Raw genomic sequence first — 12,346 nt, forward strand, 5'->3', positions numbered from 1 at the left:
CATTGTGTAAGCAGCTGTTATTTTTAACAAATATCAATTCGAAAGTTAAATCATTCTCATCGGGAAATCGATATAGTGTGATATGAAAAAAGGGACACACTTGTTGAGTGTGTCCCTTTGGATTTTGAAAGTAAGCTGATAATGATCAGATAACTTGCGGTACTTCGTTTGAGTGATTGTGTGCTCGATTCACCCACATTAACCCAAGCATTGCAATTACCGACATTGCCATCATCATAATGCCCAAAGGCATCTGGTTATGCGCTGGAAATAGTGACGCGAGCAAAGTTGCGACACCTGCCCCCAAGTTTTGCATGCCACCCAATGTCGCGCCTGCTGTTCCTGCATGGTATGGGAATGGCGCAATCGCTCCAGTTGTTGCTGCTGGGAAGAGAATACCCGCACCCAAAAAGTACACGGTTGCGCCTCCAACTAGCGTTAACGCCGTGGTCAAACCAAACAAGCCTGGGATGAGCACAATAGCAGAGCCCACAAAAATAGAGACCAAGCCTACGTTTAAAGCACGACGCTCAGAGCGACGTCTTGCGATGTAGCTAGATAAGCCCGCACCCACCAAGTAACCTGGGATCGGCAATATAAACAGCAAACTTACCGTTGTTGCAGGTAATTCTAATACCCCACCTAACAACACCCCAGCCGCCGCTTCGAATACACCTACACCAGCGAATGTTGCAACCAGGCAAATCAAAAAGCCTTGAAAGCGACGGTCAGACAAAACGTGTTTGTAGCTTTTGGCTACTGGTTCGAATTTGCGTTTCTCTTTTGGTAGCGTCTCCATCATGCTTGTCATCATGGTGATCACAACCGCGATAGCAAATAGCGCTAAGAACAAGTAGCTCGACCGCCATCCGAAAGCTTCTGTTAGGTAACCGCCTAATACTGGTGCCATTAATGGTGAGAAAATCACACACATGCTAATTAAGCTGTTTGCTCTGTGTAGATCAGAGCCTTCAAAGCAATCGCGAGTCAGAGTGCGTGACATCGCACCGCCGCAGCCAATACCTAAGCCTTGGATAAAGCTACCAATCAAGAACCATTCAAATTGATGTGCAAATAATGCCACCAGTGTACCCGCGATGTAGATAAGCAGCCCGACGATGATGATCGGTTTGCGTCCCAAGCGGTCCGATAGTGTGCCATACGCAAATTGCGACAAGCCATATGGGATTAGGTAACAAGCCATCACAGCTTGAAGTGATGACGCAGATACCAAAAACTCGCCCGCCATATGACCGATTGAAGGCACGTACATTGTCTGGGTCATTTGACCCACGGCAGTCAATATAGCGATTAAAAAGGTAAGTTTCGCTAATGGAAACGAAGCAGACATTTGCGTATCTCTCCAAAAAATTTAAGACGTAAAAACCCTTAGCACTCTTTTACAGAGTGCTAACTGAATTCTTGTGTTGCGGGGGGTATTTGCGCGAGATAATAGTGCTTGCTTGTATAATTAGCAATCGAAAAGTGTGAAGTTGAGCAAGATAAAAATCTATGATTTCAATTAGAAAAACTAATCCGATTTTGTTTTCAAAAAGCGGTGCATTTCTTTGTCTAATTACGTTAAATTTTTTTACTTTTCGTGAATAGAATGAGCCTTATAGGTAACTGGTTTTAATGGTTAAAGTGCAAAAATAAAGCGTCTGATCGGTTGAGGTGAGTTCAAGATGAAACGAGTGAATAAAAGGTAGAGGAAAGCATCAGAAAGAAAAGGGAGCCGAAGCTCCCTTAGAAATGATTATGTCTATTCGCGCTCAGATGCGTATGCGTAAAGCATTTCTAGTGCGATGGTTGCTCCCGCTAGTGCGGTAACATCACTGTGGTCGTATGGAGGCGATACTTCGACAACATCCATACCCACGATATTCATGCCGGCTAAACCACGAATAATTTTCAGCGCTTTGTCTGAGTTCAAGCCACCACAAACTGGTGTACCAGTTCCCGGTGCGAAGGCCGGGTCTAAGCAGTCGATGTCAAAAGTGACATATACTGGCTTGTCTGCGACGGTGCGACGAATTTCTTCTAGGATCTCGTTCACCGACATGTCATTCGCTTGCATCGCATTAATCACATTGAAGCCGTGATCTTGCTGTTTGTACTCCGTACGAATGCCGATTTGTATTGAGTTCTTCGCTGAGATCAAACCTTCTTTCGGCGCATGGTAGAACATCGTACCGTGGTCGTATGAACTGCCATTTGCATAGGTGTCCGTATGAGCATCAAAGTGAATCAACGCCATTTGGCCATGATGCTTCGCATAGGCACGCAGGATAGGTAGCGTAATGAAGTGGTCACCGCCCAATCCCAACATGGTTTTACCACTTTTTAGAATTTCACTGGTTGCCGCTTCAAGGCGGTAAGTAAAATCTTCCGCATCACCGCAATCGAACACGAGATCACCTGCGTCGATCACTTTCAGTTTATCCAATACGTTGAAGCTCCAAGGGAACTTCTTACCTTCCCATGCCAAGTTGACTGAGGCACGGCGAATTGCATCTGGACCCATACGCGCACCTGGACGCCCAGATGTTGCCATGTCCAGAGGGACTCCCAACACCACAACGTCTGCGTCTGCCGATACCGGGTTACGAATGTACGGCAGACGTAAAAACGACATAGAGTTGGAGTAAAGCGAATAATCAGTTTTAGTAAACAAATCATTCATATCAGAAGTCCTCTAAATAGGTGTATCCTGCTAGACCTTGTTCTAGTTCTGCTAGGATTTGTGCTTGTTCATTGGCTTCAACTCGCTGTGAAACCAATTGTTTATAATTGTCACGAATCGCATCCACGTCGATATGAACGTAGCGCATCATGTCTTCTACACTATCACCTTCGTTGATGTAACTGATCTCAAATTGACCATGTTCATCAACATTGACTACAGCACTGTGGGTATCACCAAATAGGTTGTGCATGTCACCAAGGATTTCTTGGTATGCGCCTACTAGGAAAAAGCCCATTAAGTACGGTTTGTCTTTGCTCCAAGCTGGTACAGGTAGCGTGCTCTCGATGCCTTGACCATCAACGTAGTGATCGATCGCGCCATCAGAGTCACATGTGATGTCCAACATCACTGCACGACGTTCTTCCGCCTCGCCAAGACCAGAAAGTGGCAGAACAGGGAACACCTGATCAATACCCCAAGCATCTGGTAGAGATTGGAAGAGAGAGAAGTTCACGAAGAACTTATCCGCAAGACGTTCGCTCAACTCGTCCAGAATCGGACGGTGGAAGCGATTCTTAGTGCTCATCTTTCGGCTTAATTCGAAGTAAATGCGCAGTGACAATTGTTCTGCCCACGCACGTTGTTCCAAGTTAAGCACACCTGTAGCAAATTGAGAGTGCACTTCTGCCAAATCACTTTGGGTATCATTGTAAATCTCAATTAACGCACGAGCGTCTGTACCATCTTGCAAGTTTTCCCAGTTTCGCCACATGTTTTGTAGCAAAAGCGGAGCGTCCTCATCAAGCTCATGTACTTCTTCCGGTAGGTACGACTCGGTACCAATTACGTTAGAAATCAATACAGCGTGGTGCGCTGTTAGCGAGCGACCCGATTCCGAAATGATCACTGGCATTGGTTGTTCGTATTGCAGACACACATCGCCCACTGTGTTCACGATATTACGTGCGTATTCTGCAAGGCCGTAGTTCATCGAATTCGATGATTGGCTGCGTGTGCCGTCATAATCCACTGCCAAGCCGCCGCCCACATCGAAGTACTCGATGTTTGCACCGAGTGCGCGTAGTTCGCAGTAGAAACGTGCAGACTCGTTCACACCATTGCGTACATCACGGATGTTTGCCATCTGTGAACCAAGGTGGAAGTGAACCAGTTGCATCGCGTCTAGGTTGCCTTCGCGTTTAAGACGTTCAATAACGCTAAGCACTTGCGATGCTGATAAACCAAACTTCGATTTTTCACCGCCACTTGCTTGCCATTTCCCTGCGCCTTGAGAGGCGAGGCGAATGCGTAAACCAAGGCGCGGTTTTACACCCAAACTTTTCGCTTCTTCTAGTACCAGATCCAGCTCAGAAAGCTTCTCTAGTACGATGAATACCTTGTGACCCAGCTTTTCACCGATCAGTGCAAGACGCACATACTCACGGTCTTTGTAGCCATTACACACGATCACGGAGCTACCTTGTTGAGCCAATGCAAGTACCGCCAACAACTCTGGCTTGCTACCCGCTTCAAGACCAAGCTGCTTGGTTTCTAGTTGAGCTTGGCTCGCTAGAATTTCATCCACCACTTCACGTTGTTGGTTTACTTTAATTGGGTACACCAACAAGTATTTGTTTGGATATTGGTATTCTTCAATTGCTTGGTTGAATGCGTGGCAAATACCATGCACACGTTGGTGCACGATTTGCGGGAAGCGTACTAATACAGGCAGATTTAACTGCTTCGCTTCTAGCTCATTTACAATAGCGCTGAAAGGGATTTGATGTGCACGATCACTACGTGGTGATACATATACTTCGCCTTGGTCATCAATGCCGTAGAAACCTTGGCTCCAGTAGTGAACGTTGTAGTCCGCGCGGATGCGGTCTAATTTAGTTGCTTTTTCCAACTCGATTCTCACAAAAATGTACTTAACTCCTTAATTAATTAGAAGGAAAAGTACAAAAAAGCAAATCATGAGGTATTTACCTCATACCCTGACACGAACTCCGTGTGCGCGCATTAACGGATAAAAGGGCCCTTGAGTCTAATGATTAAAATCTATCATCTCGATTATGATTTGTTGTCGTCGCTACGTGTGAATATTTGTTTACCTAAGCGTCCATTCTGCTGTTATAGTTGGTCTGACCAGTAAGGGTTCGGTCATGAAGCATCTCACTAAAATAAGGACATATTTTGCAGCTGCACAGAATTCAGGGGTACATTCAGACCATGTATCTCGCCGAATATCCCGATAAATTATTGTTGCTTGATGGTGCCAGTCGAGCAGACATCCCTCATCTTAAAGACTTTATTGAACATCAACTCCATCGTCCTTTTTCTGATCTAAAGTTGGTTGTTGTGACCCACATGCATCCAGACCATGCTGGTGGTGCGCACAAACTACGTGATTTAACAGGATGCAAGCTATTGGCCGCAAAGCGAGAGAACCAGTGGTATAGCGGTGTAGACGGTTGGCTAATGCATTTGACCGATTTGATGTTAGCACGCTGGATGGCGAATCGGATGCGTAAACCAAAGCAAAACCTGTGGTATTCCCGCAAGTTAAAGCCAGATATTGAACTTATTGATGGAGAGTTTATTCCTGGATTTGATGATTGGCAGGTGCTAGAAACGCTAGGGCATACTGATCGAGATCTGTCGGTTTATCATTCTGAACAAGATGTGCTGTATGTGGCGGATTTAATGGTGCAGGTGAAAAAGCATCTGATTGCGCCGTTTCCCATATTTCATCCGAATCAATATCGGCAATCATTAAAGCGTGTGTTTGAGATGAATCCGCAATGTTTGCTTCTGGCACATGGGGGAGAGGTGACTTTGGATGAAAAAGCGTATCAGCACATTTTGAATACAGCGCCGACTAAGCCAATGACGCACTGGCGAGTGACAAAAGTTAAAGCGAAGGGATTGTTGTTTGCGTTATTTCGTAGGAAGTAGGCGAAGATAAAGCCAGACGAGTGATGCTCAACAAAAACGTTCGATCACTCATCTGAAGCTACGGGGTTAAGATGCCAATAAGTGAGATTGGCTAGGATCAACGAGCACTTTGTCTGCCATGCCTTGACGACCTAACAACATCATGTAAGTCATTTTTTCACGGTTAGTCAACGTAATGTCGATTGGCCATTGTTGGTCGCCCATACGCAGCATCGTCGTGATCACGCAGCGGTGCTCAAAAGTACCGTTAGAAGATTTAACCTTACGGTTTGCTTTTAGTTTCGCTGTGCAGCGAACCACTTGTTCTAAATGGTATACATCTGGGTGCAGATCGAATGCAACATAAGACTGACCATCTTTTTCAAAGCAATCAATATTGTCTACATGTAATGAAGAGGTTTGAGCGCCTGTATCAATACGCGCTTCAAGGTGAGTAATCCCTAACTCTGGCAAGCAAATAGCTTCGGCATTCCCAATGATCATTTTCTGATTCATAGTGTCATCCTAGCGACGAGTAACAAGAGAGCCGTTTTTTGGCTCTCTTGTGCGTTAAACAAAAATCAACCTTTACCGCGAGTACGGTTTGAATTTGGCTTAGCGTTTTTCTCGATAAAATCGAAGATCATACCTGCAATGTTTTTACCCGTTGCTAGTTCGATGCCTTCTAGACCAGGGGAAGAGTTCACTTCCATTACCACTGGGCCATTTTTAGATTGAAGGATATCCACACCACAAAGGTTCAAGCCCATCACTTTCGCAGCATTTACAGCGGTCGCACGCTCTTCTTTGCTCAAACGTACGAGTTGTGCAGAGCCGCCACGGTGAAGGTTAGAACGGAACTCGCCTTCTTTTGCTTGGCGCTTCATTGCGGCGATTACTTTATTTCCGACAACAAAACAACGGATGTCCGCGCCTTTTGCTTCTTCGATAAATTCTTGCACCATGATGTTAGCTTTCAAACCCATGAAAGCTTCAATCACACTTTCTGCCGCTTTATTTGTTTCAGCAAGTACAACACCAATGCCTTGAGTGCCTTCTAGCAATTTAATCACTAGAGGTGCGCCACCAACGTTTTTGATTACGTCCTGAATGTTGTCAGGATGGTGAGCAAAGCCAGTGCGTGGCAAACCGATGCCTTTACGTGATAGCAATTGCAATGAGCGCAACTTGTCACGAGAGCGGCTGATCGCGACAGATTCGTTGACACAAAATGTACCCATCATTTCAAACTGACGTACAACAGCAGTGCCGTAAAACGTAATAGATGCCCCAATACGCGGAATAACAGCATCGTATTGCGGTAATTCTTCACCCTTGTAGCGGATCTTAGGGTTGTTGCTCGTAATGTCCATATAACAGTGAAGCGTGTCGATCACATCGATTTGATGCCCACGTTCTTCACCCGCCTGTTTTAGGCGCATGGTTGAATATAAATTCTCATTACGAGAGAGAATAGCAATACGCATGGCAATTCCTTAGTAAGTCAGTACCAAATAAAAATATAAGTATAGAGCATAGAATGCAGTAGGCAGGTGATCATGTTATGACATAACCTACTTACTTCAACGATTTAGAATTGTGGTTGAACAACCACGTCGTCAGAGGTGCGCACCTTAGGGCGTTTTTTTGTGAGATGAAAACGAAAAAGCATCGTCGACACGACAAAAATATTTTATCGAACGCTCACGCCTTGCGGTATGAGACTGTCAAGGGTGAGATAAATAAAATTGAGCAAAAATTTCATCGCTTTGTCACGAATTATCGCTTAAAAAAGCGGCCAATTTGACCGCTGTTTTTAGCTGTTTTGATAGTGACTTAAAAAAAGTTCCGCCGTTTGGGTAGCTAACAGCCTAGATTCTTCATTCGACAAAGAGGGGCGAATTCCCATTAACTGCGGCCAGAATGCACTGCCTTTAAGTAAGTTGTGCAATTGAGTGCTCGCTATATGTACATCATCAATTTGCAAAGCGCCACTGTTCGATTTCTCAGTAAGCCAGCGGTACAGGGCGGTTTCCTGTTTCGACATTTGTTCTGCTTGTTCTTTGAGATCTTCCGGCTTAAATAAGAAGTGCCCAAATGCCACTTTTGCCAGCTCAATATAGTTTGGTTCCGTCACCACAATGATCTCGCTGTAGAGTAATTCAATCAATTGATCTTTTAGCGGGAGTGTTGGTAAACGTTCAATGTCGCTATCCATCATTGAAGAACGCCATAGTTCGGTTAGTAACTCTGTCACGATCGCTTCTTTAGAAGGGAAATGGTTGTAGACCGTGCGCTTAGAGACTTGCGCGATAGCAGAGAGCTTATCCATGCTGGTGTTTTGCACCCCAAACTCTTGGAACGCTTGCTTTGCTGCGCACAGGATGGCTTCTCTTTTGGTTTCGCTACGACTTTTTCTTTTTACATTCATAAGCTTGCTAAGTTAAGAAGATCATTTCTTGAACTATTTTACACTAAGTAGTTTACTTTTGATAATTAGAATGTAAACTGCACCGTGTAGTTTACTTTTGTTCGGGTTAACTTTTTATGAAAAAAACTTTGCTAGCCACAGTAGGAGCGTTCGCGATGGGTACATCAATGATTTCTTGTTCTAATGTTGATACTGAAAAAGCGCCAACATACCCGGACAAATTTTCAAACATAGAGTTGGAATACAAAAGCGGTTTGGGCGACATGTTCGAAATCATGAAAGCGTATTTTACGACTGAGCGCCTTAACCCAACACCAACGATTGAAATTCCAGTGCATGCGATCACAGCGCGGCAACTGTTAGAAGAGCAAGATGACGTCATCTATCGTCTGGGTCATTCAAGCGTATTAATGAAGCTCGATGGAAAACTGGTAATGACCGACCCTGTATTCAGTGATCGCGCGTCTCCTGTACAATGGGCAGGGCCAAAACGCTTTCACCAAACCCCCATCACGATAGAAGATTTGCCAACTATCGATGTGGTGGTGATCAGTCATGACCATTACGATCACCTAGATAAAGCTTCTATTAAAGTGCTAGGCGACAAGGTGGGCACTTTCTTGGTGCCGTTAAAAGTTGGCCAATTACTGGTGAATTGGGGTGTGCCGAAGGAGAAAGTGATCGAGCTAGATTGGTGGGAGTCACACTCTGTCGACGGCATTGAATATACATTGACTCCGACTCAGCATTTCTCCGGTCGAGGTTTGACAGACCGCGATACGACGCTGTGGGGCAGTTGGGTTATCAATGCACAACAACACAAAGTGTTCTTCAGTGGTGACTCTGGTTACTTCAATGGCTTTAAAGAGATTGGCGAAAAGTACGGTCCGTTTGACTTCACCATGATTGAAACAGGTGCGTACAATGAACTCTGGTCAGACATTCACATGTTCCCAGAGCAAAGCGTTCAAGCACACATCGATGTGCAGGGCAAAGTGATGATGCCGATCCATAACAGCACGTTTGATTTATCAATGCACGATTGGAATGAGCCAATGCAACGCGCGTTAGATATTAGTGAAGAGCGCGGTGTAACGTTAGTGAGCCCTGAGATTGGTCAACGCTTGGCGATTGCGGAGCCTCAGCCTGCTCAGGCATGGTGGCAATAATTGCTGAGCTAAACAGCCAAACACCAGAATAGTTAAGTCACTTATCAGTAGTTACTATTAGTAGTTATGTGGTCAGGGATAAGGATAAAGGTGCGATGAAAGCAAAGTGGACGTTGTTACTTACATTAAGCATTCTGCCTACCTTTGCACTAGCAGGAGTAGAGCAAGATATCTCGACGTTGATAACACGAGTTGAGCAATCCTCTTGCACCTTTATCCGCAACGGCAAGTCGTACACTAATCAAGAAGCAGCAGAACACATGCGCAATAAATGGGATTACGCCAAAGATGACGTTGATTCCGTGGATGTGTTTATAAAAGAAGTTGCGTCGAAAAATTGGTTATCTGGCAAACCATATTGGGTGGATTGCCAAGAGGAACGCATTACCAGCGAAGAGTGGCTAACATCATTGATGCGCACCACCGATCACATCCAATAACACTTCTTTGATGGTCTGATAGCGCAGAGGTAGAGCACGACTGCGCTTACGAACTAGAAATAGCTCTTCACATACAGTGTTTTTCAATTGAGCAATGTGTAACGTGTCTTTTAGCGGAAAATTGTCGACCGCACTTTGAGGCAGCACGGTGAAGCCAAGTCCTTTGCTGACAGGTAGCAAAATTTGGCTCAATTGATTTACGTAGCCGGATAATGGTAAATCGCTCATCTTAATTTCTTGGAGCTGTGGTTCTTCACACTGGTCAAAAAACAGCGTCATGTAATGCTCGGCATCAGGGTGGCTAATGACACCACAGTCATGCAAGAGTTGTGGCGTTATCTGCTTATTTTGATAATGCTTTGGCAGAACCAAGCACAACCTCTCTTTACCAATTCGCTCACTGTGAAACAGACCTTTGTTGGGAACATCAGTCACGATACCAATATCGATGTGCCCTTGCGTTATGGCGTTGAGAATAGATTGATTTGGCGCGGCTTCTAAATGTAACGATAAGCTCGGGTGCTGTTTTTGCTTCTCCAAAATGGGCCCATACAACATTAACGCCATTGCACCAGAACAAGCCAGTTTACAGTGGCCTGAAAACGCATCATCAAAACTGAGCTCTTCGAGCAGCTTCTTCTCTCTATCTTCTAACTCGAGCGCATATGCGTAGACAATCCTGCCTCGCTCGGTTAATTCGAAGCTTTTGTTTTCGCGCTTGATCAAGGCATGCTGACAACTTTGCTCTAATTTTTTGATGTGTTGGCTGACGCCAGGCTGAGTCATAAAAAGTTTTTCTGCCGTTTGCGTAAAATGACCGACTTCAATCAATGTCTTAAATGTATGTAACCAAACAGGATTAAGCATAGTGTGTGATTTTCTGAGAGCTTTGTTGGGAGACGTAAAGAAAATGATAGCACGGTGTTTTATGAAAACAGAGAAGACTTAAACGATAAAGATGAATCGTTATCAATACATTACAGACAAAATAAAACCCCGCCTGGTTTCCCAGACGGGGCTTATTCTTTTTCGCAGCAATCCAGCTACTAATAGGTGCTCCCTGCATCTATCCTTGATTGTGGCTAAGTCCTTTAACCTAGTTCCTTGTTCATCGCCTTCCTAGCGGTGTCCATTCTTGCCTATCATCCTGACGGGCGAACTCTATCCTAGAGCTTAACTACATCCTTGCTGACAACTCATCCTAAGCTATCAAATCTTCATCCTGAAGATACCCAATCCTTTAGGCTTTTTTCCTGTTCCCGCCAACATCCTGTCGACAAATTGAGTATTGATGTTTTGCTGATTTGACTCAATTAACTTTTCTAAATTATTTTTACTTATTATTTTAAGTGAATTTAAATATTACTTTTAAATCATATATTTAATGTTTTTTCTGGCATTGCTCTTAGAGGTGATTAATCTATTTGCTCACAACTCTTGTAAGAGATCTCGCACAAGTTTGGTGGTGAATGTATTAATGTGCGCTTTTTGTTCCGAGTTCTGTGGATTGAACTGGATCACAATGCGTTAAAAGGGAGACGATAAAGATGAAAGTGAATTGATCTTGAGTAGAGATTTGTTTGAAAAGAAATAAAAATTCTTGCGGTTTTTATAAACAGTATGGTAAATCTGAAATGCCCACCTTGTTAATCCTTATTAAGATTCAATGACAGTATAAGTAGGGAACTTGATTGCCATTTTTCTGTCATATCTGGTGAGTAAGTTAACTGTGTCAGATAGATAATATGCCGTTTGCCAGTAAAAACAGGCTGCAAGAAATCGGTAATTATCATTATGTTGTGAAATTGGTCACGGTTAAATGATTGGTTCCCTTATAGATTGAAGGGGATACGACCTTAGACAATAAGCTCCATGAGGAGCGTTACTTATATAAGATGAGGGACTTTACTATGAAAAAGACTAGAAGAGCTCAGCTACATCGTGTGCGTATTCAATACTGGAAAGACACGAAAGACGCACCAGCTAAAAAATCATAGTTAATTATACCTAAAGGCACGAGCTGGCTGTGGAACGCAGTTTCCCGTTGATTGCCAGCTCAAAAACACCACAATCACATTCACTCCGCGCAACTTCCCAACCCACCTATTTTTACTATCGCATTCTTCAAAAAATAAAAAAGCCAGTCTTAAGACCAGCTTTCTCTACCATTTATTGAGCTCTGCGTATTACAGGTTGCCCTTTAGTTACAGGTAGTTGGCGTCAACTAGTTCGCCCGCTTGCGCGCTTTTCACTTCTGGGCGTGCTTCTAACCATTTGATAACTTGCGCTTTCTGTTCTTCAGTGGCACTGCCGTAACGGTCAGTAGAACATAGGAAGCCTTCAAACAGTTCTAGACCACCGCCACCGAAGCAAAGACCAAGCTCGTCAATGTAGTCGATAAAGTCATCAACGAATGCATCGTAACGGTCGAAGTCGTTAATGTCTGTTTCACAGCTGATCTCGAAACCTAGGATTGCGAACTCACCTAAGAACAGCTTTTTACGGATACGACGGCTCTTGTTATCGATCTTGTCTAATTTCATGATTATCTCTCGTAGATGATTTGATTTCGTACACCTTATACCTTCTATCATACTTTAGCCCAAGTAAAATCAGAATGAAGCGATACAGTTGGTGATTATGTGACCAGAATTTAATTGCTTCGTTAGCTGTGTTGGTTGGT

The 12,346-nt window shown here is 44.0% G+C and carries 11 protein-coding genes; 3 read left to right on the forward strand and 8 right to left on the reverse strand.

Annotated elements, in window-relative coordinates:
* Window positions 1-145: 145 nt before the first annotated feature.
* The 3 genes from emrD to speA all read right to left on the reverse strand — a co-directional run bounded on the left by emrD (window position 146) and on the right by speA (window position 4,595).
* Window positions 146-1,351, reverse strand: coding sequence for a multidrug efflux MFS transporter EmrD (gene emrD / locus R7Q11_RS00135; RefSeq protein ID WP_138939801.1), 1,206 nt, complete (start codon window positions 1,349-1,351; stop codon window positions 146-148).
* A gap of 411 nt (window positions 1,352-1,762) precedes the next feature.
* On the reverse strand, window positions 1,763-2,683 hold the full coding sequence (gene speB / locus R7Q11_RS00140) for an agmatinase (protein WP_005374233.1): 921 nt from the start codon (window positions 2,681-2,683) through the stop codon (window positions 1,763-1,765).
* A gap of 1 nt (window position 2,684) precedes the next feature.
* The gene (gene speA, locus R7Q11_RS00145; protein ID WP_031778854.1) at window positions 2,685-4,595 is read right to left on the reverse strand and encodes an arginine decarboxylase; all 1,911 of its coding nucleotides are present in this window, start codon (window positions 4,593-4,595) and stop codon (window positions 2,685-2,687) included.
* 323 nt (window positions 4,596-4,918) lie between these two features.
* On the opposite strand from speA, the gene R7Q11_RS00150 reads away from it, so the two are divergent.
* Window positions 4,919-5,644, forward strand: a complete 726-nt coding sequence (locus tag R7Q11_RS00150; RefSeq protein ID WP_053304689.1) for an MBL fold metallo-hydrolase — start codon at window positions 4,919-4,921, stop codon at window positions 5,642-5,644.
* Window positions 5,645-5,710: 66 nt separating this feature from the next.
* Here R7Q11_RS00150 and R7Q11_RS00155 read toward each other — a convergent pair whose 3' ends face one another.
* The 3 genes from R7Q11_RS00155 to R7Q11_RS00165 all read right to left on the reverse strand — a co-directional run bounded on the left by R7Q11_RS00155 (window position 5,711) and on the right by R7Q11_RS00165 (window position 8,054).
* Window positions 5,711-6,139: an ATP-dependent zinc protease gene (locus R7Q11_RS00155; protein WP_005384193.1), complete on the reverse strand. Its 429-nt coding sequence runs from the start codon at window positions 6,137-6,139 to the stop codon at window positions 5,711-5,713.
* A gap of 65 nt (window positions 6,140-6,204) precedes the next feature.
* Window positions 6,205-7,110 carry a 30S ribosomal protein S6--L-glutamate ligase gene (gene rimK / locus R7Q11_RS00160; protein ID WP_005374224.1) on the reverse strand — a complete coding sequence of 302 codons (906 nt, stop codon included), beginning with the start codon at window positions 7,108-7,110 and terminating at the stop codon, window positions 6,205-6,207.
* A gap of 329 nt (window positions 7,111-7,439) precedes the next feature.
* Window positions 7,440-8,054, reverse strand: coding sequence for a TetR/AcrR family transcriptional regulator (locus tag R7Q11_RS00165; RefSeq protein ID WP_005374222.1), 615 nt, complete (start codon window positions 8,052-8,054; stop codon window positions 7,440-7,442).
* 155 nt (window positions 8,055-8,209) lie between these two features.
* Here R7Q11_RS00165 and R7Q11_RS00170 point away from each other — a divergent pair, with 155 nt between their 5' ends.
* Together R7Q11_RS00170 and R7Q11_RS00175 are read left to right on the forward strand one after the other, a co-directional pair.
* Window positions 8,210-9,223: an MBL fold metallo-hydrolase gene (locus tag R7Q11_RS00170; RefSeq protein WP_225466064.1), complete on the forward strand. Its 1,014-nt coding sequence runs from the start codon at window positions 8,210-8,212 to the stop codon at window positions 9,221-9,223.
* Between the two features lie 95 nt (window positions 9,224-9,318).
* The gene (locus tag R7Q11_RS00175; protein ID WP_225466065.1) at window positions 9,319-9,663 is read left to right on the forward strand and encodes a DUF5329 family protein; all 345 of its coding nucleotides are present in this window, start codon (window positions 9,319-9,321) and stop codon (window positions 9,661-9,663) included.
* On the opposite strand, the gene R7Q11_RS00180 is transcribed toward R7Q11_RS00175, so the two are convergent.
* Both R7Q11_RS00180 and R7Q11_RS00185 read right to left on the reverse strand, forming a co-directional pair.
* Window positions 9,631-10,530 carry a LysR family transcriptional regulator gene (locus R7Q11_RS00180; protein ID WP_170890232.1) on the reverse strand — a complete coding sequence of 300 codons (900 nt, stop codon included), beginning with the start codon at window positions 10,528-10,530 and terminating at the stop codon, window positions 9,631-9,633. The two genes, R7Q11_RS00175 and R7Q11_RS00180, sit on opposite strands and share 33 nt — an antisense overlap.
* A 1,337-nt stretch (window positions 10,531-11,867) precedes the next feature.
* Window positions 11,868-12,206, reverse strand: a complete 339-nt coding sequence (locus R7Q11_RS00185; RefSeq protein WP_005374208.1) for a YggL family protein — start codon at window positions 12,204-12,206, stop codon at window positions 11,868-11,870.
* Window positions 12,207-12,346 lie beyond the last annotated feature (140 nt).

This window comes from Vibrio sp. 970, from assembly GCF_033339075.1.

Bases quoted from the DNA above. Each gene is read 5' to 3' on its own strand.
- R7Q11_RS00165 (WP_005374222.1), bottom strand. From the start codon at position 8,054: ATGAATGTAAAAAGAAAAAGTCGTAGCGAAACCAAAAGAGAAGCCATC.
- rimK (WP_005374224.1), bottom strand. From the start codon at position 7,110: ATGCGTATTGCTATTCTCTCTCGTAATGAGAATTTATATTCAACCATG.
- R7Q11_RS00180 (WP_170890232.1), bottom strand. From the start codon at position 10,530: ATGCTTAATCCTGTTTGGTTACATACATTTAAGACATTGATTGAAGTC.
- R7Q11_RS00175 (WP_225466065.1), top strand. From the start codon at position 9,319: ATGAAAGCAAAGTGGACGTTGTTACTTACATTAAGCATTCTGCCTACC.
- R7Q11_RS00150 (WP_053304689.1), top strand. From the start codon at position 4,919: ATGTATCTCGCCGAATATCCCGATAAATTATTGTTGCTTGATGGTGCC.
- speB (WP_005374233.1), bottom strand. From the start codon at position 2,683: ATGAATGATTTGTTTACTAAAACTGATTATTCGCTTTACTCCAACTCT.
- R7Q11_RS00185 (WP_005374208.1), bottom strand. From the start codon at position 12,206: ATGAAATTAGACAAGATCGATAACAAGAGCCGTCGTATCCGTAAAAAG.
- emrD (WP_138939801.1), bottom strand. From the start codon at position 1,351: ATGTCTGCTTCGTTTCCATTAGCGAAACTTACCTTTTTAATCGCTATA.
- R7Q11_RS00155 (WP_005384193.1), bottom strand. From the start codon at position 6,139: ATGAATCAGAAAATGATCATTGGGAATGCCGAAGCTATTTGCTTGCCA.
- R7Q11_RS00170 (WP_225466064.1), top strand. From the start codon at position 8,210: ATGGGTACATCAATGATTTCTTGTTCTAATGTTGATACTGAAAAAGCG.